Source organism: Pseudomonas sp. N-1-13 (assembly GCF_057787095.1).
The window spans coordinates 5757183-5779542 of the sequence record NZ_JBYNRI010000001.1; the positions used below are offsets into that span (position 1 = coordinate 5757183).

The following is a 22360-nucleotide window of genomic DNA, read 5'->3' on the forward strand; positions in this document are numbered from 1 at the left end:
AGCGTTCTGTACCTCCGCAGAAAAATATCAATCTGCCACTATTGTTTTCCCCGATGCTGCCGACACAGGCAGCATCGTTTTTAAATCATAAGGACTTGATGCATGTCTTTTCACACCTTCCGCACCCTCGCTGCACTGACGTTACTCGCCTGCCTCACGCTCACCGGCTGCGCCCACGTTCAACCACCAGTACCGCTGGATCATCAATTCTGGGACGCCAAGGAGCCGACTATCGGCGTGGCGATTACTGTGGTGCCGGAGCCTGTGCTCGCGCTGACCGGTAACCAGGGCCTTCTGGATTTAGCTATCAACAAGGGCGTTAACAGCACGCTCAGCGACAATGTCGAGAAATGGCAAGTCAAGGACCTCAACACGCTGCCGGACGCCATTGTCGCCAAGTTGCAGGCCAAGGGTTACAAGGCCAAACGAATCGACGAGCCGGTGGATCTGAAGGTCTATAAGGAAGTCAGTTTCCGCGAAGGCTACACGGTCCGCGACCTGACGCCGCTCAAGGCGACTTACGGGGTGGATCGCCTGTTGTTGGTCAACATTCTGGCTACCGGCGCCACTCGCAGCTATTACAGCGTCGTGCCGACCAGCGTGCCGATGGCGCAGGTGGGCGGGCAAGGCATGGTGGTTGATCTGGCCGACAACAAGCTGCTCTGGTTCAAACCTTTTGCCGTCGTGCAGGCCGCTCAGGGTGAGTGGGACGAGCCCAACTACGCCAATCTGACCAACGCCTTCTACCAGGCGATGGATACCAGTCGCCAGCAAATGATCACCCCGTTCGAGCAACAATGAAACGGGCGCTGTTCGCGGCCGGCACGCTGGCCCTGCTGGTGCTGGCCGGTTGCGCGCAGAAGCCTGCGCCGCCGGCCGGTTTCAAGTCGCAAGAGGCGGTGACTTACGTCCAGGCCCATGGGGTCAAGGTGGATGTACAACTGCCGCCGGCGTTCGTGGGGGCCAGCACTGTGGTCGACGCCAAGGCCGCGCAGCAGGCCGCGTCGTCGAGCCATAATCTGATCGCCAGTTCCGGCAACACCGCCGGTCTTGCCGGTTTGCTGGTCGCCAGCCTGATCAATACCCAGATGGGCAGCGGCAGCTTGCAGCGGGATGCGGAAAACGCTGCCGCCAAGGAGTCGCGCCCGCTGGCCGACCTGTTGGCGGGCGTGCCGTTGCAGGAACGTCTGCAACAGCGTTTCCAGCAGGCTTCGCTGGCAGCCGGCCTCAAGCAGGGAGCAGGGCCCGTGACCGCGCGCCTACTGGTAGAACCTAAACTGATGCTCACCCCCGATCGCGGCAGTTTCGTGCTGATCAATCAGGTGCAGGTCCAGGATATTGCCGGTTCGGCGCTGTACCGCATGCGCATCGAAGTCACCAGCCAGCCGATTCGGCGTTGCGGCAGCCGCTGCATTGATGATGGCAGCCTGGATCTGACGCAAGTCACGGCGGTGCTGGACGAGTGCATCGACGAATCGATGCGCGTGCTGACCACCGACCTGATGCTGCCGACCCCACCGCCAGCCGCCCAGGAAACCTTGCGTTATGTGCTCGATGGTCAGCGCGTGGTCGAACGCGGTTATCAATTGGCCCACAACGGCAGTTACTGGCGGTATCGCAACCTCTATGGCGCGGTGAAATCAGTGCCGGTGCCGTTCGAGGATGCGCTGACAGAGGCGCAGTTGCAGAAGGTGTACGGGCGTTAATCTGGGCTGCGCCGTCGAGCGGGGATAAATCCCCTCGCCCAACCAACAGGCGGCCATCGCGAGCAGGCTCGCTCCCACATTGGCGGTTTGGGGCCTTCGACGTTCGGGACAAAGCCATAAAAAAAGGGCATCCGACTCAATCGGCATGCCCTTTTTTTCTACCGTTTGCCCCCTAACCGGGGAACCCGCGGCGATTATGGATTGACGCTGTCCTTCAACATTTTGCCCGGCTTGAAGGCGACGGTGTTGCTGGCCTTGATCTTCACCGGCTCACCGGTCTGTGGGTTTTTGCCGGTACGCGCGCCGCGGTGGCGCTGCAGGAAGGTGCCGAAGCCTACCAGGGTGACGCTGTCCTTGCGGTGCAGGGCGCCGGTGATTTCTTCGAGAACGGCGTTGAGGACGCGGTTGGCTTGCTCTTTAGTGAGGTCAGCCTTTTCCGCGATGGCGGCGGCGAGTTCTGGTTTACGCATGAATGAAGCCCCTTTTGACGGTTTTTTTGTTGTTATGTCTGGGCTGTACTCATGGAAACAGCCCCTAAGGCGCCGCAGGCTCTACTCTGCGGCAGACGGGAGTGAGGATGGCACGGGGCCGCAGGCGGCGCCAGTGTCAGGGTGGCCTTTGTCGCGCCGAAAGCAGGGTATTTACGACAGAAGGACTGGCATTTACGCCAGCAGCGCTGGAAGCTCTTTGTTCAGTGCCAGTTTTTCCATCACCGCCGCGCCGGTCAGGGCGTAGCCCAGCAGGTTGCCGTTGGCGTCGCGGCACAGGGCCTTGATGTCGCTGCCCTGCCCTTCAACGCTCCACACGCCTTCGCTGCCCCGTGGTGGTGGCGAAACCACGAGTGGGCACACCGGGGTTTTCACGGTAATTGGCATGGCACCGTAGCGCACGGCGGTCGGGTTGCCGGCCAGGGTTTGGGCCAGGGCGCGGGCGCAGCTCATCAGCGGCATGACGTACAGCAGGTTCAGGCCGTCGACCTCGGCGCAGTCGCCCAGGGCGTAGATGTTGGCGTGGGAGGTTTTCAGGTGGCGGTCGACCACCACGCCGCGATTGACCACCAGGCCGGCAGCGGCGGCCAGGTCGATGCGGGGGCGCAGGCCGATGGCCGAGACCACCAGGTCGCAGGCGATCACCTGGCCGTCGGACAGGTGCGCCTCCAGCCCGTCGGCCACTCGTTGCAGGCGATTGAGCACCGGCCCCAGGTGGAAACGCGCACCGAGGCTTTCCAGCCCGGCCTGTACCGCAGCGGCGGCCGCAGGGTGCAGCAGGGTCGGCATGACTTGCTCGCACGGCGCGACCAGTTGCACTTCGTAACCGCCCAGGATCAGGTCGTTGGCGAATTCGCAGCCAATCAGCCCGGCACCGAGCAAGAGCACCCGGCGCTTGCCGGCGGCCGCTGCGCGAAAGCGTGCGTAATCTTCCAGATCGTTGATGGGGAAGATCAGGTCCGAGGCATCACCCTGTACCGGCACGCGCACGGTTTCTGCGCCCCAGGCCAGGATCAGGTCGCGGTAGTTCACCGTTTCTTCGCCGATCCACAAGCGTTTGTGGCCCGGATCGATGCCGCTGATGCGGGTGTGGGTGCGCACTTCGGCGTTCAGTTGCTCGGCCATGGCGCCCGGCTCGGCCATGCTCAGGCCGTCGGCGTCTTTGTTTTTGCCAAAGCCTGTGGAGAGCATGGGCTTGGAGTAGGAGCGACCGTCATCGGCGCTGATCAGCAGCAGCGGAGTTTCGCTGTCGAGTTTGCGAAACTCCCGGGCCAGGTTGTAACCGGCAAGGCCCGTACCGACGATGACGACAGGTGCACTCATGTTGCTCTCCATGTAGCTCTCCATGCAGGAAACGATCAGATAGCGATCATTTCGAAATCCGATTTACCCACGCCGCAGTCCGGGCAGAGCCAGTCTTCGGGTACGTCTTGCCAGGCAGTGCCGGGCGCGATGCCGTCATCCGGCCAGCCAAGGGCTTCATCGTAGATCAGGCCGCAGACAATACATTGCCACTTTTTCATTCAGGTACTTCCTCAGGTGTCGGCATTTGCCGGTATGGTTGGGTCGATGTAAAGCTGCCCCTTCCGGCTCAGGGCGTTTTGTACTGATCGGTCGCGAGAGATGCAAGCATGATCGACGCTAAGACCGCCCCGCTGAATCAAATTCGCCAACCGACATGGTAAGCTCGCGGCCTCATTTGCTGCCATTCAAGACCTCTGTGCCGCATACAAATTCGATATTTCCTACACTCCAATGGTTGCCCCAGCCCCTGCTGTCGCCTCGCCCTGACGCCTGTGTGCTCGACTGGCTATTCGACGAAGGGTCCCTGACCCGGCGCCTGACGCGGCTGTCGGATGAGCGTTTCAGCGTGACGCCGCTGTTCGAAGGTTGGCAACCCTTGCGTGCCGATGAATGTGCCGCGCTGGATCTGGCCGAGGGCAGCGAAGGCTGGGTACGCGAGGTGTATCTGCGCGGCCATGGCGAGGCCTGGGTGTTTGCCCGCAGTGTGGCGGCGCGTAGCGCGTTGCAGGGCGACGGTTTGCAGATGGACGAGCTGGGCAGTCGTTCTCTGGGCGAGTTGCTGTTTTGCGACCAGGCGTTCCAGCGTCGGGCCATCGAGGTTTGCCATTACCCCGAACAATGGTTGCCGGCTGAGGTGCGCGCCCGTGAACTGTGGGGCCGCCGTTCGCGTTTTGATCGCGGAACGTTGAGTGTGCTGGTGGCGGAAATTTTCCTGCCGCGCCTGTGGACCGTCGCCCGCGCCTATTCGGAGAACTGCTGATGTACGTGCAACTGCTCAAATCCTTGAACCGCCTGAACCCGCGGGCGTGGGACTTCGTGCAACTGACGCGCCTGGACAAGCCCATCGGCATCTATCTGCTGTTATGGCCGACGTTGTGGGCCTTGTGGATTGCCGGGGAAGGTTCGCCGTCCCTGGCCAACATCGTGATTTTCGTGCTTGGCGTGGTCCTGACTCGCGCCGGTGGTTGTGTGATCAACGACTGGGCCGACCGCAAGGTGGACGGCCACGTCAAACGCACCGAACAGCGCCCGCTGGTAAGCGGCAAGATCAGTTCGAAAGAGGCGCTGGTGTTCTTCGCGGTGCTGATGGGCGTGAGCTTCCTGCTGGTGCTGTGTACCAATGCACCGACCATCTTGCTGTCCCTCGGCGGGCTGGCGCTGGCGTTCAGTTACCCGTTCATGAAGCGCTACACCTACTATCCGCAAGTAGTGCTGGGGGCGGCGTTCTCCTGGGGCATGCCGATGGCGTTCACTGCCGAAACCGGGAATTTGCCGGCGGCGGCCTGGCTGCTGTACATCGCCAACCTGCTGTGGACGGTGGGTTACGACACCTATTACGCGATGACTGACCGGGACGATGACTTGCGGATCGGCGTCAAGTCCACGGCCATTCTGTTTGGCGATGCCGACCGGGTGATCATCCTGACGCTGCAGGGCCTGGCCTTGGGTTGCCTGCTGCTGGCCGGGTCGAAATTCCAGTTGGGCGGCTGGTTCCACTTGGGGCTTGTGGCCGCTGCCGGGTGTTTTGCCTGGGAATTCTGGTACACCCGCAGCAGGGACCGGATGCGCTGCTTCAAGGCGTTTTTGCACAACCACTGGGCCGGGTTGGCGATTTTCGTGGGGATTGTGCTGGATTACGCGTTGCGGTGAGACCGCTGACCCAACGCTGAACCCACGGTCATGAAATCTTTGTGGCGGGGGAGCTTGCTCCCCGGCCACAAAAGCGTTTTAGCACCGATCAGCTATTTGGGCTTGGCAACCTTCCAGGCACCGCCCATCACGCCGTCACCGGTCTTGTCTCCGGCTTTCTTGTCCTTCACGAAGGTGTACAGCGGCTTGCCGTCGTAGGCCCACTGCGACGACCCGTCGTCGCGCGTAATCACGGTCCATTTACCCATGGGCATGGCAGCGCTTTCAGCCTTGAGCGGTGGCCAGTTCTCGGCACATTTGGCAACGCACGCTGACTTGCCGCCTTGGTCTTTTTCAAAGGTATACAACGTCATGCCCTTGTGGTCGGTCAGCATGCCATCTTTGATCATCGCCGGTTCGTCAGCCGCGTACGCCAGCGCCGGCAGCACCAAGGCAACCGCCAGGCCCAGAGCCTTGATGGATTGGGTAAGGTAAGTCATGGAAACCTTCTTTTGCAGTTGTCAGGAATCGGACTCAAAAGCTTAGTCCAGGATCCTCTACACTGCCGGGTGCCGAAACAAGTGTCACACGACTGCAATAATTCCGTTATCTAATGCGGCGCAAGACAGTTAAATGACAAGAGGATTACCCCATGGTTGGCAGGAGCATTCTGATCGTCGACGACGAAGCGCCCATCCGCGAGATGATCGCCGTTGCGTTGGAGATGGCCGGCTATGACTGCATGGAAGCAGAAAACTCCCAACAGGCCCACGCCATCATCGTCGACCGCAAGCCCGACTTGATTCTGCTGGACTGGATGCTTCCCGGTACGTCTGGCATTGAACTGGCGCGACGCCTCAAGCGCGATGAGCTGACCGGTGATATCCCGATCATCATGCTCACCGCCAAGGGCGAAGAAGACAACAAGATCCAGGGCCTGGAAGTCGGCGCCGACGACTACATCACCAAGCCGTTTTCCCCTCGGGAGCTGGTGGCACGCCTGAAGGCCGTGTTGCGGCGCGCCGGCCCGACCGACGGCGAGGCACCGATTGAAGTCGGCGGCCTGCTGCTGGACCCCATCAGCCACCGCGTGACCATCGACGGCAAACCCGCCGAGATGGGCCCGACCGAATACCGTCTGCTGCAATTTTTCATGACTCACCAGGAGCGCGCCTATACCCGTGGGCAACTGCTGGACCAGGTCTGGGGCGGTAATGTTTATGTCGAGGAGCGCACCGTGGACGTGCACATTCGTCGCCTGCGCAAAGCCCTCGGCGATGCCTATGAGAATCTGGTACAAACTGTGCGCGGCACCGGTTACCGTTTTTCGACCAAGGCCTGACCCGAGCCCTTACCGCCCGACAAGCTGACAAGGACGCGCGTTCAATTGAATCAAAACTGGCATGGCACCCTGATTCGCCACATGTTGTTGCTAGTGACCGGCTGTCTGGTCGTGGGCCTGATCACCGGCTTCTACGGCTGGAGTCTGGCGGCGGGCCTGGCGCTGTACCTGGCCTGGACGCTCAAGCAATTGCTGCGCATGCATGAGTGGTTGCGCCTGCATAAACCCGACGAGGCCCCGCCTGACGGCTATGGCCTGTGGGGTGAGGTATTCGACAGCATCTATCACCTGCAACGGCGCGACCAGCGCGTGCGTGGCCGCCTGCAAGCGGTGATCGACCGGGTCCAGGAGTCCACTGCGGCGCTCAAGGACGCGGTGATCATGCTCGACAGCGATGGCAACCTGGAATGGTGGAACCGCGCCGCCGAAACCCTGCTGGGCCTCAAGACCCCCCAGGACAGCGGCCAGCCGGTGACCAACCTGGTGCGCCACCCTCGCTTCAAGGAATACTTCGAACAGGAAAACTACGCCGAGCCGCTGGAGATTCCTTCACCCACCAATGACCGGGTGCGCATTCAGCTGTACCTCACGCGCTACGGCAACAACGAGCACTTGATGCTGGTGCGTGACGTGACGCGCATCCATCAGTTGGAACAGATGCGCAAAGACTTCGTCGCCAATGTCTCCCATGAGTTGCGCACGCCGTTGACCGTGATCTGCGGGTATCTGGAAACCCTGCTGGACAATGTCGAGGAAGTGAACCCACGCTGGAGCCGGGCCTTGCAGCAGATGCACCAGCAAAGCGGGCGTATGCAGACCCTGCTCAATGACCTGCTGCTGCTGGCCAAACTTGAAGCCACCGATTACCCCTCGGACAACCAGCCGGTGCCTGTCGACGACCTGCTGCAAATCATTGTTGAGGATGCCCAGGAACTCTCCGGGCCCAAGCAGCAGACCATCACCCTTGAAGCCGACCCGAACGTGCAGCTCAAGGGCAGCGAGGCCGAATTGCGCAGTGCCTTCTCCAATCTGGTGTTCAATGCCGTCAAGTACACGCCGGAACAAGGCCGGATTCACGTTCGCTGGTGGGGCGACGGCCAAGGCGCACACCTGAGCGTGCAGGATTCGGGCATCGGCATCGACAGCAAACACCTGCCGCGCCTGACCGAACGCTTCTACCGCGTCGATTCCAGCCGCAACTCCAATACCGGCGGCACCGGGCTGGGCCTGGCGATCGTCAAGCACGTGTTACTGCGGCATCGCGGGCGCATGGAAATCAGCAGCGTGCCCGGCCACGGCAGTACGTTTACCTGCCATTTTGCCCCGGCACAGACGGTTCGCGCGCGCCTCACCCGCGCCGCCGATTGAGACCGGCCAGCACTCGCCACTAGGCAACGGCCCAGTCAGCCGCTACATTGGCTGACTTGTGCCTGCCTTTTCAGGCACTCATTTCCAATCCTTTCGAATATACGGAACCCGCAAAACTCCATCATGGACCCTTCCCCTGGCTTGTCCCTGGCAACACTCTTCGCCGAATTCGGCATGATTCTTTTTGCTCTGATCCTGGTTCTGCTCAACGGCTTTTTCGTTGCGGCCGAATTTGCCATGGTCAAACTGCGCTCGACCCGGGTCGAGGCCATCGCTGAGAAAAACGGCTGGCGCGGGCATATCCTGCGTACCGTTCACAGCCAGCTCGATGCTTACCTGTCGGCCTGTCAACTGGGTATCACCCTGGCCTCCCTGGGCCTGGGCTGGGTCGGTGAGCCGGCGTTCGCCCACGTTCTGGAGCCGCTGCTGGGCGCGGTCGGCGTTGAGTCGCCGGAAGTGATCAAGGGCGTGTCGTTCTTCACCGCGTTCTTCATCATTTCGTACCTGCACATCGTGGTCGGTGAGCTGGCACCCAAATCCTGGGCGATCCGCAAGCCCGAGCTGCTGTCTCTGTGGACCGCCGTGCCGCTGTACCTGTTCTACTGGGCCATGTACCCGGCGATCTACCTGCTCAATGCCAGCGCCAACGCCATCCTGCGTATCGCCGGCCAAGGCGAACCCGGCCCGCATCACGAGCACCATTACAGCCGTGAAGAACTGAAACTGATCCTGCACTCCAGCCGTGGCCAGGACCCAAGCGACCAGGGCATGCGTGTGCTGGCCTCGGCTGTGGAAATGGGCGAGCTGGAAGTGGTGGACTGGGCCAACTCCCGGGAAGACCTGGTGACGCTGGAGTTCAATGCGCCGCTCAAGGAGATCCTGGCGATGTTCCGTCGCCACAAGTTCAGCCGCTATCCGGTGTACGACAGCGATCGCCAGGAGTTCGTCGGCCTGCTGCACATCAAGGACCTGCTGCTGGAACTGGCGGCCCTGGATCACATTCCCGAGTCGTTCAACCTGGCCGAACTCACCCGCCCACTGGAGCGCGTGTCGCGACACATGCCGCTCTCGCAGCTGCTGGAGCAGTTCCGCAAGGGCGGCTCGCACTTCGCCCTGGTTGAAGAAGCCGACGGCAACATCATCGGTTACCTGACCATGGAAGACGTGCTCGAAGTGCTGGTGGGCGACATCCAGGACGAACACCGCAAGGCCGAGCGCGGCATCCTGGCCTATCAGCCGGGCAAGCTGCTGGTGCGCGGTGACACGCCGTTGTTCAAGGTCGAGCGCCTGCTGGGCATCGACCTGGACCACATCGAGGCCGAGACCCTCGCCGGGCTGGTCTATGAAACCCTCAAGCGCGTGCCGGAAGAGGAAGAAGTGCTGGAAGTCGAAGGCCTGCGGATCATCATCAAGAAGATGAAAGGACCGAAGATTATTCTGGCGAAGGTGTTGATGCTCGGTTGAGCGTCAACCTGATATTGAACACCCCAGTGGCGAGGGGATTTATCCCCGCTGGGCTGCGAAGCAGCCCCAAAAGCTGACATTCCAGGGTGACGGGTCAATTGAGTTAGCAGTGCTGAGGCTCGCTTCGCGCCCCAGCGGGGATAAATCCCCTCGCCACAAGAGCCCCCTGCCTATTCAGGACTTACTGCTTGCCCAACGCAAAGTTGGGCAAGTCGCCCACCGGTTGATTGAACTGGTAGGGAATCGACACCAGCCCCAACCCGGTATTGCGCTGCACCACGAAATGCAGGTGCGGACCTGAACTGTTGCCGGTATTGCCCGACAGCGCCAGCGGCGTTCCCACCATCACCCGTTGCCCTTCCCGCACGCTCACCGAGCCTTTTTGCAGGTGCAGGTACACGCCCATGGTCCCGTCATCGTGCAGCACCCGCACGAAGTTGCCCGACGGGTCGGTGCCACGGCCGGTCTGGTGATTTTCCGTCTTGACCACCACGCCGCCGCGCGCCGCGATGATCGGCGTGCCCTCGGGCATGGCGATGTCCATGGCATAACGGTTTTTGGGGCCATAGTGGCTGTATTGACCGTTGGCCCCCTGGCTCAGCCGAAACGGACCACCACGCCACGGCAGCGGGTAGCGATAAGCCTGCGCCGTGCCTGCAGGGTCGCCCAGGGAGTATTCGAACCGCGGGGTATACACCAAAGGCTTTCCGGGGCGCGTGGCCGTGAGCAGCGCCAGACGCAGGTTACTGCGCGCCGGCAGCACCCGCCGGATCGGCCGGCTCGGTGCCCCGCTGACGTTGCGTAGCCCGGCAAAACTCAATTCGATCTCCACCGGCGCGTACAAGTCGTTGCGCACGAACACCGCGTCCGCGCCCTTCTGTTTCTTGATATCGAGAAACACCTGGCGCTCGAGACGTTCGACCATGCGATCACGGAACACGAACACCTGCGCGCCCTTGCTGGGGCGATCGCTGTAGGACACCACGCCATTGGCATCGGTGGATTTGTAGATCGTCATGGCCACGGCCGAGGTGGAGGCCAGGACAAGACCACAGGCAAACAGCAGGGGCAAAAACATGGGCAAAAATTCTGTCGAAATGAAGGCCTGTACAGCAGCCTAGCAGCTGGATGGACCAGCGTAGTCGACGGATGTTTCAAAATGGGTTGGCCTATAGGGCGCTATTGCCGCTGGTGACCCCATCGCGAGCAGGCTCGCTCCCACACTGGATCTGCTGTGGACACAAATTTTGTGAACAACAGAGATCACTGTGGGAGCGAGCCTGCTCGCGATGACTGACTGAAGGACGCCGCCGAATCAGGCGCCAGGTACGAAATGCTTCTGCGCTGTACCGCGGGCAATCAGGCGGGAGATGTAGTCGAGCTTCTGTGGGTCTTTATCGACAAAACGGAAGGTCAGTTGCAGCCATTCGCTGTCGGGGGTCTGCTCGTGAGCAACGATGGCGTGCAAGTAACCGTTGAGGCGAGCGGTTTCGGCGTTGTCACCCTGCTCCATGTCCAGCACGGCGCTTTCCAGCACCTGTGGCAGGGTGTCGGTGCGTTTGACCAGCAGCAGCGCTTCCTTGAGGCTCAGGGCCTTGATCACGCATTGCTGGGTGCCGCTGGAGAGGCGCAACTGGCCCTGACCACGGTTGGCGCCAGCCGGGGCGGTGGAGGCTGAAGGCGCTTTGACCGGCGGGCTGTTGAGCATGCCGCGGGCTGGAGCAGCAACAGCGGCGGGCGCGGCAGCTGCAACGACAGCAGGCTTGGCAAATGGATTGACCGCCGGAGCCGCCGCCGCAACCGGAGCCGCCTTGCCGCCGGTAAGCGCGCTGAGCGAATCATTGCCGAACGCCGAGTTCATCTTGGTCGGAGCGCTGTTCATCAGGGTATCGAGCTTGCCAACCTTGTGCAGGGCCTGCTTGACCTTGGTCAGCAGTTGCTCGTTGGTGAACGGCTTGCTGACGTAGCCGGAAACGCCGGCCTGGATCGCCTGGACCACGTTTTCCTTGTCGCCGCGGCTGGTGACCATCACAAACGGCATGCCCTTGAGATTGTCCTGCTGGCGGCACCAGGTCAGCAGTTCCAGGCCCGACATTTCCGGCATTTCCCAATCGCACAGCACCAGGTCGAACGCCTCACGGGCCAGCAGGGATTGGGCTTTCTTACCGTTCACCGCATCTTCGATGCGGATGCCCGGGAAGTAGTTGCGCAGGCACTTCTTCACCAGGTCACGAATGAACGAAGCGTCGTCCACGACCAACACACTGACCTTACTCATCCAGATACACCTCTAAAAAATCCCGGCAAGCATACCGCTTTTACTGATGGCATATTGCCAAAAAACCTTCAGTCACGCCGGGACTCTTCGTTCGCGGGGTGCTGCTTTCGATTAAAAAAGCCGCAAAAAAAAGCCCGACCAGAAGGCCGGGCGCTTTTCTTGGGCAATCTTACTTATCGTCAGTTTCGCCCGGAACATTAGCGGTTTCGGACGAGGTGCCCTCCACTTCGGCCTTCATGCGCTTGAGCCCCAAGTGCCGCACGTCGGTGCCGCGCACCAGGTAGATCACAAGTTCCGAGATGTTGCGCGCATGATCGCCGATACGCTCCAAAGAACGCAGCACCCAGATGATGCTCAGCACCCGGGAGATGGAGCGCGGGTCTTCCATCATGTAGGTCGCCAGCTCACGCAGCGCGGTCTTGTATTCGCGGTCGATGATCTTGTCGTACTGGGCCACCGACAGTGCCAGGTCGGCGTCGAAACGGGCGAAGGCATCCAGTGCGTCGCGCACCATGTTGCGCACCTGGTCGCCAATGTGACGAACTTCGACGTAACCGCGCGGCGCCTCGCCTTCTTCGCACAGCTGAATGGCGCGACGGGCGATCTTGGTGCTTTCGTCGCCGATTCGTTCCAGATCGATCACCGACTTGGAGATGCTGATGATCAGGCGAAGGTCGGAAGCGGCCGGTTGACGACGGGCCAGGATGCGCAGGCACTCTTCGTCGATGTTGCGCTCCATCTGGTTGATCTGGTCGTCGATCTCGCGCACTTGCTGGGCCAGGCCGGAGTCGGCCTCGATCAGCGCGGTCACCGCGTCGTTGACCTGCTTTTCCACCAGCCCGCCCATGGCCAGCAGGTGACTGCGCACCTCCTCGAGCTCGGCATTGAACTGTGCGGAAATGTGGTGAGTAAGGCCTTCCTTCGAAATCATCTTGTGCGCTCCGCGAAAGTTGCAAGCTTCAAGCTGCAAGCTTCAAGCAGTTGAATGTTGATCCTGATACCGCACCGCTTCTGTATCGCCGCGTCAAACGTGCGGCTTGCAGCGGCCTCGACTAGCCATAACGACCGGTGATGTAGTCTTCGGTCTGCTTCTTGGCCGGGTTGGTAAACAGGGTGTCGGTGTCGCCGAATTCCACCAGTTTGCCCATGTACATGAAGGCGGTGTAGTCGGAAACCCGCGCCGCCTGTTGCATGTTGTGGGTCACGATGACGATGGTGAATTTGGATTTGAGCTCGTAGATCAGCTCTTCGACTTTCAGGGTCGAGATCGGGTCCAGGGCCGAGCAAGGTTCGTCGAGCAACAAGACTTCCGGCTCAACGGCGATGGTACGGGCAATCACCAGACGTTGCTGTTGACCACCGGACAGGCCCAGTGCCGATTCGTGCAGACGATCCTTGACCTCGTCCCACAGCGCCGCGCCCTTGAGCGCCCATTCCACGGCTTCGTCAAGAATGCGCTTTTTGTTGATACCCTGGATGCGCAGGCCGTAGACCACGTTCTCGTAGATGGTTTTGGGGAACGGGTTAGGCTTCTGGAACACCATGCCCACACGACGACGCAGCTCGGCCACATCTTCGCCCTTGCGGTAGATGTCGTTGCCGTAGAGGTTGATTTCGCCCTCGACGCGGCAGCCGTCCACCAGGTCGTTCATGCGGTTGAAGGTGCGCAGCAAGGTTGACTTGCCGCAGCCCGACGGACCGATGAACGCGGTGACGCGCTGCTTCGGGATGTTCAGGCTGACGTCGTACAGCGCCTGCTTCTGACCGTAGAACAGGTTCAGGCCGGGCACTTCGATGGCGACGGTTTCCTGAGCCAGGTCCAGGCTCTGCTTGTCGCGGCCCAGGGCCGACATGTTGATGCCGCGTGCTTGTGTCTCGTGTTGCATGGGAGGCTCCCTGTGCTAACAAATTCGGTTCGGTTGTCTGGGAGCGAGCCTGCTCGCGATTCAGGCAACTCGGTTTGGCTTTAAAACCGAGGTGATGCCATCGCGAGCAGGCTCGCTCCCACAAAAGATCAGTGTGAAATCAGCTATCGAGTGCTTTGTACTTCTCGCGCAGGTGGTTACGGATCCACACCGCCGACAGGTTGAGCGTGGCAATCACCAGCACCAGCAACAGCGCCGTGGCGTATACCAGCGGTCGCGCCGCTTCGACGTTCGGGCTCTGGAAGCCTACGTCATAGATGTGAAAGCCCAAGTGCATGATCTTCTGGTCCAGGTGCAGGTACGGGTAGTTGCCGTCCAGCGGCAGCGACGGGGCCAGTTTCACCACACCTACCAGCATCAATGGCGCCACTTCACCCGCGGCGCGAGCCACCGCGAGGATCATCCCGGTCATCATCGCCGGGCTCGCCATGGGCAGCACGATTTTCCACAATGTCTCAGCCTTGGTCGCGCCCAGGGCCAGGGAGCCTTCGCGCACGGTACGCGGGATACGCGCCAGGCCTTCTTCAGTGGCGACGATCACCACCGGCACCGCCAGCAGCGCCAGGGTCAGGGACGCCCAGAGCAGGCCCGGGGTACCGAATGTCGGTGCCGGCAGGGCTTCGGGGAAGAACAACCGGTCAACCGAACCACCTAACACATAAACGAAGAAGCCCAGGCCGAACACACCGTAGACGATGGCCGGTACGCCCGCCAGGTTGTTCACCGCGATGCGGATCAGGCGGGTCATCGGTCCCTGGCGAGCGTATTCGCGCAGGTACACCGCTGCCAGCACACCGAATGGCGTCACCACCATCGCCATGATCAGGGTCATCATGACGGTGCCGAAAATAGCCGGGAAGATCCCGCCTTCGGTGTTGGCTTCACGAGGATCGTCGCTGAGGAATTCCCAGACCTTGCTGAAATAGAAACCGATCTTGGTGAACGTCCCCATGCCGTTCGGCTGGTAGGCATGCACCACTTTGCCGATCTCGATTTCCAGTTCTTTGCCATTGGCATCGCGGGCGGTCAGGCTGTCGCGGTTGAACTGCGAATGCAGGTCGCCCAGACGCGCTTCGATGTCTTTGTAGCGGGCATCGAGCTCGGCGCGGTCAGCGTCCAGGTCCGCTTGTGCAGCAGCGTCCAGCTTGCCTTCCAGCTCCAGCTTGCGGCCTTTGAGACGAATGCGCTCAAGCCCTGCGTTGATTGCGCCGATGTCGGATTTTTCCAGGGTCTTGAGCTCAGCCGCGAGTTTGTTGACCCGGGCCACGCGAGCTTGCAGTTCCGGCCAGGCCGCTTCGCCTTCGGCGATGACCTTGCCGTTCTCTTTGACGTTGACCAGGTAGCCGTAGAAATTACCCCACTCACGACGCTCGATGGCCATCAGCTCCGGCGGCGTGGTCTGGTTGGTCAGCCAGTCACCGACGATCCAGGTGAAATCCGTGCCGTTGAGGTCCCGGTTGCCGACCTTGATCAACTCGCGGGTCATGAACTCGGGGCCTTCGTCCGGCACCGGCAGGCCAGCGCTTTTCAGACGCTCGCGGGGCACTGATTCCTTCTGCACCACTTCGCCTACAACCAGATGCGCGGGCATGCCCGGCACGTTGTAGCTGGCGTGGATCAGGTCCGCCGGCCAGAAATGGCCCAGACCGCGCACGGCAATCACTGCCAGCAGGCCAATGGTCATGATGACCGCGATGGACACCGCACCACCGCTGATCCAGACGCCGGGGGCGCCGCTCTTGAACCATCCTTTCAGGGAGTTCTGTTTCACAGACTTCTACCTTTCTTAAAGCGACGAATATTTCTTGCGCAGACGCTGACGGATCAGCTCGGCGAGGGTGTTCATGATGAAGGTGAACAGCAGCAGCACCAGTGCCGACAGGAACAGCACGCGGTAATGGCTGCCGCCGACTTCCGACTCAGGCATTTCCACCGCCACGTTGGCCGCCAGGGTGCGCAGACCTTCGAACAGGTTCATTTCCATGACCGGCGTGTTACCGGTGGCCATCAGCACGATCATGGTTTCACCGACCGCACGGCCCATGCCGATCATCAGCGCCGAGAAGATGCCGGGGCTGGCGGTGAGAATCACCACGCGGGTCATGGTCTGCCACGGCGTGGCACCGAGGGCCAGCGAGCCCAGGGTCAGGCCACGCGGCACACTGAACACGGCGTCTTCAGCGATGGAGTAGATGTTCGGGATGACCGCAAAACCCATCGCCAGGCCGACTACCAGGGCGTTGCGCTGGTCGTAGGTGATGCCCAGATCATGGGAGATCCACATGCGCATGTCGCCACCGAAGAACCAGGCTTCCATGTACGGGCTCATGTACAGCGAGAGCCAGCCCACGAACAGGATCACCGGGATCAGCATCGCGCTTTCCCAGCCCTCTGGCACCTTCAGGCGCACGGACTCAGGCAAGCGGCTGAAGACGAAACCGGCCACCAGGATGCCAACGGGCAACAACATCAGCAGGCTGAAGATACCTGGCAGGTGCCCTTCGACGTAGGGCGCCAGGAACAGGCCGGCGAAGAAACCGAGGATCACCGTCGGCATCGCTTCCATCAGTTCGATCACCGGCTTGACCTTGCGGCGCATGCCCGGGGCCATGAAGTACGCGGTGTAGATCGCGGCAGCAATCGCCAGCGGCGCAGCCAGCAGCATCGCGTAGAACGCCGCTTTCAGGGTGCCGAAGGTCAGCGGCGAAAGGCTCATCTTGGGTTCGAAATCGGTGTTGGCCGCAGTCGATTGCCAGACGTATTTAGGCTCGTCGTAGTTTTCGTACCAGACCTTGCCCCACAACGCGCTCCACGAGACTTCCGGGTGCGGGTTATCCAGCAGCAACGGTTGCAACTTGCCGCCTTGCTCCACGATCAGACGGTTGGCCCGAGGTGACATGCCGAACAGGCCCTGGCCGTCGACCACCTGGTCCACCAGCAAGGTGCGGTGAGCGGTACTGTGGAACACGCCGAGTTTGCCGGAAGCGTCCAAGGCCACGAAACCTTTACGCCGTTCCTCGGCGGTGATCTCAACGATCGGCGCAGTGCCCATCTGGAACGTACGAATCTGTTTCAGGCGTTGCTCACCGTCCGCATCGCGGGCCATGAACCACTGAGCCAGGCCACCTGTGGAGTCACCAATGATCAGGGAAATCCCGCCTACCAACTGGGTGCTGGCGGTGACCTGGGCGTCGCCGTTCTCAAGCAGCTTGTAGCGACCGTTGAGGCTCTTTTCCCGCAGGCTGAACACATCGGCCTGGGCACGCCCGTTGACCACATACAGCCATTGCTGACGCGGGTCGACGAAGATGTTTTTGACCGGCTCGGTCATCTGCGGCAGATCGATACGCGTCTGCTCGCTGGTGACTTCACCGGTCATCATGTTTTCTTCGCTGGTGATCGACAGCACCTGCAGTTGCGCGCCCGTGGAACCGGCGAGCAACAGGGTCGAATCAGTGGCGTTGAGCGATACGTGCTCCAGCGGCGCGCCCTGCTCGTTGAGCACAATCGGCGTTTCGCCGTACGGGTACTCGATGGCCGGCGAAATGGTTTTCTTGCCGTCCGGATAGCTGACTTTATAGGTATGACGCACCACCAGTGCCTGGCCGTTGGACAGACCGATCACCACCAACGGGCTGCCGGGTTGGTCTTCGCCGATGGAGGTCACGCTGGCACCCGCCGGCACCGGCAGGTCGACACGACGCAGCTCTGCTCCGGTATCGATGTCGAAGAACAGCGCCTGACCCTTGTCGGAGATCCGCATCGCCACCTGGTTCTGCTCTTCGATGGCGATCATCAGCGGTTTGCCGGCGTCCTGCATCCAGGCAGGAGTAATCGAGTCCTTGGAGGTCAGGTCCGCGCCCTGGAACAGCGGGAGGACCACATACGCCAGGAAGAAGAAAATCAAGGTAATGGCCGCCAGCACGGCGAGCCCGCCGACCAGAACGTACCAGCGGGTCAGGCGATCCTTGAGCGCGCGGATACGGCGCTTGCGTTGCAGTTCAGGCGTATTGAAGTCAATGCGCTTGGGAGGGGAAGTCGTAGTCATTGTGGAATTGGCCAGATCATTCATGCGCACACCCTAGCGATCCTGTATGACAGAAAGATGACAATGCAGTGACGCAACAAATCCGCCGCCCGTGAATACCGGCAGCGGACAGAAATTGGGGTGTGGGGGGCTTGCTCGGGATGGGGTCATCACATTCAAACCTCAATGTTGACTGACCTACCGCTATCGCGAGCTAGCTCGCCCCCACAAAAGCCCGGGTGTGGCCCGGGCTCAGGTGTTACTTCTTGGCGACGTTGCCGCCTTCGGACAGACCCAGGTCAGCCAGGGCCTTGGCGGCAACCTTGGCTGGCAGCGGGATGTAGCCGTCCTTGACCACAACTTCCTGACCTTGCTTGGACAGAACCAGCTTCAGGAACTCAGCTTCCAGCGGGGCCAGAGGCTTGTTCGGAGCCTTGTTGATGTAAACGTAGAGGAAACGCGACAGCGGGTACTTGCCGTTCAGGGTGTTTTCTTCGGTGTCTTCGATGAACTCGCCGCCTTCTTTCTTGGCAAGAGCAACGGTTTTCACGCTGGCGGTTTTGTAGCCGATGCCCGAGTAGCCAACGCCGTTGAGCGAGCTGCTGATGGACTGTACAACCGACGCCGAACCAGGCTGTTCATTGACGTTGGACTTGTAGTCGCCTTTGCACAGGGCTTCTTCTTTGAAGTAGCCGTAGGTGCCGGATACCGAGTTACGACCGAACAGCTGGATTGGCTTGTTGGCCAGGTCACCGGTCACGCCCAGGTCACCCCAGGTCTTGACGTCAGCCTTGGCGCCGCACAGGCGAGTCGACGAGAAAATTGCATCGACCTGAGCCATGGTCAGGCCTTTGATCGGGTTGTCCTTGTGTACGAACACCGCCAGGGCGTCCACGGCCACTGGAACAGCAGTAGGCTTGTAACCGTATTTGGTTTCGAAGGCCTGCAGCTCGTTGTCCTTCATCTTGCGGCTCATCGGGCCCAGGTTGGAGGTGCCTTCAGTCAGAGCAGGTGGCGCAGTGGAAGAACCGGCGGCCTGAATCTGGATATTTACGTTCGGGTATTCTTTCTTGTAGTTCTCGGCCCACAGGGTCATCAGGTTGGCCAGAGTATCGGAGCCGACGCTGGACAGGTTGCCCGACACACCGGTGGTCTTGGTGTAGCTCGGGATGGCTGGGTCGACAGCGGCAACCGCGTGGGCGGTCGCAACGCCAGCGGCGACAAAGGTCATTGCCGTCATCAAACGCTTCAGTTTCATGCCTTACTCCTAGCAGATAGGTGTGTTAAGTCGGCCAAGTATCGGTAAGCCGTGTGAACACTCTATGGCTGAAATATGACAATTGGATGAAAGGCCATTATCGAGATTTAAATACGATCGCGCAGGCCCAATCGCGAGCAGGCTCGCTTCCACAGGGGATGTGCGGTGAACACAGATCCGGTGTGGGAGCGAGCCTGCTCGCGATGAGGCCAATACAGTCGATGAAGGCTTAACGACCTTCCTTCCAGAGATACGCCCCCACCGCAATCCCGATACCGCAGATAACCGCCACGTAATAGGCCGGCCCCATCGGGCTTTCCTTGAGCAGCAGGGTGACGATCATCGGGGTCAGGCCGCCGAAGATTGCATAGGCCAGGTTGTAGGAGAACGACAGGCCGCTGAAGCGCACCACGGCCGGGAACGCCTTGACCATGACATAGGGCACCGCGCCGATGGTGCCCACCAGCAGCCCGCTCAGGGCATAGAGCGGAAAGAGCCAGTCGGGGTGGTTGAACAGGCTGTGATAGAAGGTCCAGGAGGTGATCAACAGCAACGCGCTGCCGAACACGAACACTCGTCCGGCACCGAAGCGGTCGGCCAGCACGCCCGAGCCGATGCAGCCAAAGCTCAGGAATACGATCGCCAGGCTGTTGGCCTGCAACGCGGTGGTCGGGCTGAAGTGATACACCGTTTGCAGCACGGTCGGGGTCATCAGGATGATCACGATGATGCCGGCCGACAGCAGCCAGGTCAGCAACATCGAAAGGGCAATGGCGCCACGATGATCACGCAGCACCGCTCGCAGCGGTACTTCCGCAGCCAGGGCCTTGCGCAGTTGCAGCTCGGCGAATATCGGGGTTTCGTGCAGCCAACGGCGCAGGTACACCGAGAACAGGCCGAACACACCCCCCATTAGGAACGGAATCCGCCAGGCGTAATCCGCGACCTCCACCGGCGTATAGATGCTGTTGATGGCCGTGGCCACCAGCGAACCCAGCAAAATCCCCACGGTCAGGCCACACGTCAGCGTGCCGCAGGCGTAGCCGATGTGGCGCGCCGGAACGTGCTCGGAAACGAACACCCAGGCTCCCGGCACCTCACCACCAATGGCCGCGCCCTGGATCACGCGCATCAGCAACAGCAGAATCGGCGCCCACATGCCTATCTGGGCATAGGTCGGCAGCAACCCCATGATGAGGGTCGGCACGGCCATCATGAAAATGCTCAAGGTGAACATTTTCTTGCGTCCCAGCAGGTCACCGAAGTGAGCCATGATGATCCCGCCCAGCGGCCGGGCCAGATAACCGGCGGCAAAAATGCCGAACGTCTGCATCAAGCGCAGCCACTCAGGCATTTCGGCGGGGAAGAACAATTTGCCAACCACGGTGGCGAAGAACACGAAAATGATGAAATCGTAGAACTCCAGCGCACCGCCCAAGGCAGAAAGCGACAGGGTCTTGTAATCGTTACGGGTCAACGGACGAGCCGATTGAACGGGTGTCGCCGTGCTCGAAGGCGCAGTGGTCATGGCAAGGGCTTCTCTTATAGTCAGTTCTGCAACCCCGGACAACGGTGGGCAGGCTCGGCACGATAGCAAATTGTTCAAAAAAGCACATAGAGGTGCGTAATTGACAGTCAAAATCGGAACCGGGTGGTCGTCTCGACGTCTATCGCTCGATATACTCGCAACCTTGCAACACTCTGTAAGGGGTTGCTGTGCGAAAACGTCGTTGGTGGCGTAGTAACCTGCCAGCCGGTTTCGCAGAGTTTCCCTTTGGCACGCCTTTACGAAAAACGTGACGAACGCATGTTCGGGCTGAATCGTTTTTTTCAAAGACGGCTATTCACCTGATACATAAGACAGAGTTACGGGTCAGAGGCACCCCCGGCATGATAGAGCTCGAACAGGAAGATCCAATCCCGCAAGGCGACCTGGCCCTGCAAATCACCGCGCTTCCCCGCGAAACCAACGGCTTTGGCGATATTTTCGGCGGCTGGCTGGTTTCCCAGATGGACTTGGCCGGCACGGCCATGGCCAGCAAAGTGGCCGGTGGACGCGTGGCCACCGTGGCGATCGACCGCATGGCATTTCTGGTGCCGGTGGCCGTGGGTGCCCAGCTGTCTTTTTATACCCAAGCGCTGGAGATCGGCCGCAGTTCGATCCAGATGATGGTCGAGGTCTGGAGTGACGATCCGCTGTCCAGCGAATGGCGCAAGGTCACCGAGGCGGTGTTTGTGTTCGTCGCCATCGATGGCAGTGGCCGTACCCGCTCGGTTCCGCCGCGCGCCCGTTAAACACGGGGGCCGTTTTGCGGTCCATTGCAGTTCATGTTCCTGAGCGAGACTTGCAGTATGCCTACGCCCCATGTCGAAGCCGTCAAACTGGATGAACTGAACGGCTGGCGCATCCGCCACGGTCAGGCCGAGTTGCTGGTGGCCCAGCAAGGCGCGCACATCCTAAGCTATCAGGTCGACGGCCAGCCGCCGCTGATCTGGCTCAACGACCAGGCAACGTTCAAGGCGGGCAAGAGCATCCGTGCCGGGGTGCCGGTGTGCTGGCCGTGGTTCGGCAACCTGACGCGCAACCCCGACAGCGTGCAGGCCATGCGCGTGAGCAACGATCCGGCCACCGCTCACGGCCTGGTGCGGGCCATGGATTGGGAGCTCAAGGGCATCGAAGCCCAGGGCGAGAGCCTGAAAGTGGAATTCGTGCTGCCCTACCCCGAAAACGGCCTCTCGGGCTGGCCCCATCAGGTGGACCTGACGCTGACTATCGTGATGGACGAGCAGTTGCACATCCACCTCACCAGCCATAACCGCGGCAGCGAAACCGTCAGCCTGAGCCAGGCGCTGCACAGTTACTTCGCTGTCAGTGACGTGCGCAACGTGCATGTCGAAGGCGTGGATGGCTTGCGTTATATCGAAACACTGGACGACTGGAATACCGTGACCCAGGCCGGCGACCTGCACTTTGCCGGCGAGACTGATCGCATCTATCTCGATACCCCAGCGAAGCTGAGCATCGTTGACCCGCACTGGGAACGACGCATCGAACTGACCAGCAGCGGTTCACGCTCGGCGGTGATCTGGAACCCCTGGACCGAACGCGCCAAGGCCTTCAGCGACATGGCCGACGATGGCTGGCAGCGCATGCTGTGTATCGAGACGGCGAATGTGATGGACGATGTGGTAACGCTGTTGCCGCAGGCCAGTCATACCCTCGGGGTGAGCATCGGTAGCAAGCCGCTCTAAGCCACACCACAAAACTTTGTGGGAGCGAGCCTGCTCGCGATAGCGGACTGACCGTCAATATCGTTGATGGCTGACCCACCGCTTCGCGAGCAGGCTCGC

The 22360-nt window shown here is 60.8% G+C and carries 21 protein-coding genes; 9 read left to right on the forward strand and 12 right to left on the reverse strand.

The window, feature by feature from the left end; all coding sequences use genetic code 11:
- Positions 1 to 102: 102 nt before the first annotated feature.
- Together AC3I65_RS25715 and AC3I65_RS25720 are read left to right on the forward strand one after the other, a co-directional pair.
- On the forward strand, positions 103 to 801 hold the full coding sequence (locus tag AC3I65_RS25715; RefSeq protein WP_047226735.1) for a hypothetical protein: 699 nt from the start codon (positions 103 to 105) through the stop codon (positions 799 to 801).
- Complete coding sequence (locus AC3I65_RS25720; RefSeq protein WP_488524275.1) at positions 798 to 1706, forward strand: hypothetical protein; 909 nt, start codon at positions 798 to 800, stop codon at positions 1704 to 1706. The genes AC3I65_RS25715 and AC3I65_RS25720 overlap by 4 nt, the downstream gene beginning before the upstream one ends.
- 194 nt (positions 1707 to 1900) lie before the next feature.
- Here AC3I65_RS25720 and AC3I65_RS25725 read toward each other — a convergent pair whose 3' ends face one another.
- From AC3I65_RS25725 to AC3I65_RS25735, 3 genes are all read right to left on the reverse strand, one after another.
- Positions 1901 to 2176 carry an HU family DNA-binding protein gene (locus AC3I65_RS25725; RefSeq protein ID WP_024777879.1) on the reverse strand — a complete coding sequence of 92 codons (276 nt, stop codon included), beginning with the start codon at positions 2174 to 2176 and terminating at the stop codon, positions 1901 to 1903.
- A gap of 192 nt (positions 2177 to 2368) precedes the next feature.
- The gene (locus AC3I65_RS25730) at positions 2369 to 3517 is read right to left on the reverse strand and encodes an NAD(P)/FAD-dependent oxidoreductase (RefSeq protein ID WP_047226792.1); all 1149 of its coding nucleotides are present in this window, start codon (positions 3515 to 3517) and stop codon (positions 2369 to 2371) included.
- A gap of 35 nt (positions 3518 to 3552) precedes the next feature.
- Positions 3553 to 3717: a rubredoxin gene (locus AC3I65_RS25735; RefSeq protein WP_047226732.1), complete on the reverse strand. Its 165-nt coding sequence runs from the start codon at positions 3715 to 3717 to the stop codon at positions 3553 to 3555.
- A 197-nt stretch (positions 3718 to 3914) separates the two neighbouring features.
- Between AC3I65_RS25735 and AC3I65_RS25740 the strand changes: the two genes are divergently transcribed.
- The gene (locus AC3I65_RS25740) at positions 3915 to 4478 is read left to right on the forward strand and encodes a chorismate--pyruvate lyase family protein (RefSeq protein WP_047226791.1); all 564 of its coding nucleotides are present in this window, start codon (positions 3915 to 3917) and stop codon (positions 4476 to 4478) included.
- Entirely contained in the window at positions 4478 to 5368 is an 891-nt protein-coding gene (ubiA, locus tag AC3I65_RS25745) for a 4-hydroxybenzoate octaprenyltransferase (protein ID WP_160891400.1), read from the forward strand. The genes AC3I65_RS25740 and ubiA overlap by 1 nt, the downstream gene beginning before the upstream one ends.
- Positions 5369 to 5460: 92 nt before the next feature.
- Here ubiA and AC3I65_RS25750 read toward each other — a convergent pair whose 3' ends face one another.
- On the reverse strand, positions 5461 to 5847 hold the full coding sequence (locus AC3I65_RS25750) for a COG4315 family predicted lipoprotein (RefSeq protein WP_173406392.1): 387 nt from the start codon (positions 5845 to 5847) through the stop codon (positions 5461 to 5463).
- Positions 5848 to 5999: 152 nt separating this feature from the next.
- Here AC3I65_RS25750 and phoB point away from each other — a divergent pair, with 152 nt between their 5' ends.
- From phoB to AC3I65_RS25765, 3 genes are all read left to right on the forward strand, one after another.
- On the forward strand, positions 6000 to 6689 hold the full coding sequence (gene phoB / locus AC3I65_RS25755; RefSeq protein ID WP_003177195.1) for a phosphate regulon transcriptional regulator PhoB: 690 nt from the start codon (positions 6000 to 6002) through the stop codon (positions 6687 to 6689).
- Positions 6690 to 6770: 81 nt separating this feature from the next.
- The gene (phoR, locus tag AC3I65_RS25760; RefSeq protein ID WP_230682609.1) at positions 6771 to 8057 is read left to right on the forward strand and encodes a phosphate regulon sensor histidine kinase PhoR; all 1287 of its coding nucleotides are present in this window, start codon (positions 6771 to 6773) and stop codon (positions 8055 to 8057) included.
- 123 nt (positions 8058 to 8180) lie between these two features.
- Positions 8181 to 9521 carry a hemolysin family protein gene (locus tag AC3I65_RS25765; RefSeq protein ID WP_047226728.1) on the forward strand — a complete coding sequence of 447 codons (1341 nt, stop codon included), beginning with the start codon at positions 8181 to 8183 and terminating at the stop codon, positions 9519 to 9521.
- Between the two features lie 181 nt (positions 9522 to 9702).
- Here AC3I65_RS25765 and AC3I65_RS25770 read toward each other — a convergent pair whose 3' ends face one another.
- From AC3I65_RS25770 to AC3I65_RS25805, 8 genes are all read right to left on the reverse strand, one after another.
- The gene (locus AC3I65_RS25770; protein WP_047226727.1) at positions 9703 to 10599 is read right to left on the reverse strand and encodes a peptidoglycan DD-metalloendopeptidase family protein; all 897 of its coding nucleotides are present in this window, start codon (positions 10597 to 10599) and stop codon (positions 9703 to 9705) included.
- A 237-nt stretch (positions 10600 to 10836) separates the two neighbouring features.
- The gene (locus tag AC3I65_RS25775) at positions 10837 to 11799 is read right to left on the reverse strand and encodes a response regulator (protein WP_047226726.1); all 963 of its coding nucleotides are present in this window, start codon (positions 11797 to 11799) and stop codon (positions 10837 to 10839) included.
- 169 nt (positions 11800 to 11968) lie between these two features.
- On the reverse strand, positions 11969 to 12730 hold the full coding sequence (gene phoU, locus AC3I65_RS25780; RefSeq protein ID WP_047226725.1) for a phosphate signaling complex protein PhoU: 762 nt from the start codon (positions 12728 to 12730) through the stop codon (positions 11969 to 11971).
- Positions 12731 to 12851: 121 nt separating this feature from the next.
- Entirely contained in the window at positions 12852 to 13685 is an 834-nt protein-coding gene (gene pstB / locus AC3I65_RS25785; protein WP_047226724.1) for a phosphate ABC transporter ATP-binding protein PstB, read from the reverse strand.
- A gap of 139 nt (positions 13686 to 13824) precedes the next feature.
- The gene (gene pstA, locus AC3I65_RS25790; RefSeq protein WP_047226723.1) at positions 13825 to 15495 is read right to left on the reverse strand and encodes a phosphate ABC transporter permease PstA; all 1671 of its coding nucleotides are present in this window, start codon (positions 15493 to 15495) and stop codon (positions 13825 to 13827) included.
- Between the two features lie 15 nt (positions 15496 to 15510).
- Positions 15511 to 17544 (reverse strand): ABC transporter permease subunit, encoded by a 2034-nt coding sequence (locus tag AC3I65_RS25795; protein WP_172833810.1) that lies wholly within the window; start codon positions 17542 to 17544, stop codon positions 15511 to 15513.
- A gap of 466 nt (positions 17545 to 18010) precedes the next feature.
- Positions 18011 to 19009, reverse strand: coding sequence for a phosphate ABC transporter substrate-binding protein PstS family protein (locus tag AC3I65_RS25800; protein WP_076383209.1), 999 nt, complete (start codon positions 19007 to 19009; stop codon positions 18011 to 18013).
- A 229-nt stretch (positions 19010 to 19238) separates the two neighbouring features.
- A complete protein-coding gene (locus AC3I65_RS25805) occupies positions 19239 to 20537 on the reverse strand; it encodes an MFS transporter (RefSeq protein WP_047226720.1) in 1299 nt (432 codons plus the stop codon).
- Positions 20538 to 20899: 362 nt separating this feature from the next.
- Here AC3I65_RS25805 and AC3I65_RS25810 point away from each other — a divergent pair, with 362 nt between their 5' ends.
- Both AC3I65_RS25810 and AC3I65_RS25815 read left to right on the forward strand, forming a co-directional pair.
- On the forward strand, positions 20900 to 21304 hold the full coding sequence (locus AC3I65_RS25810) for an acyl-CoA thioesterase (protein ID WP_003177184.1): 405 nt from the start codon (positions 20900 to 20902) through the stop codon (positions 21302 to 21304).
- A gap of 57 nt (positions 21305 to 21361) precedes the next feature.
- Complete coding sequence (locus AC3I65_RS25815) at positions 21362 to 22261, forward strand: D-hexose-6-phosphate mutarotase (protein ID WP_047226719.1); 900 nt, start codon at positions 21362 to 21364, stop codon at positions 22259 to 22261.
- Positions 22262 to 22360: the final 99 nt, after the last annotated feature.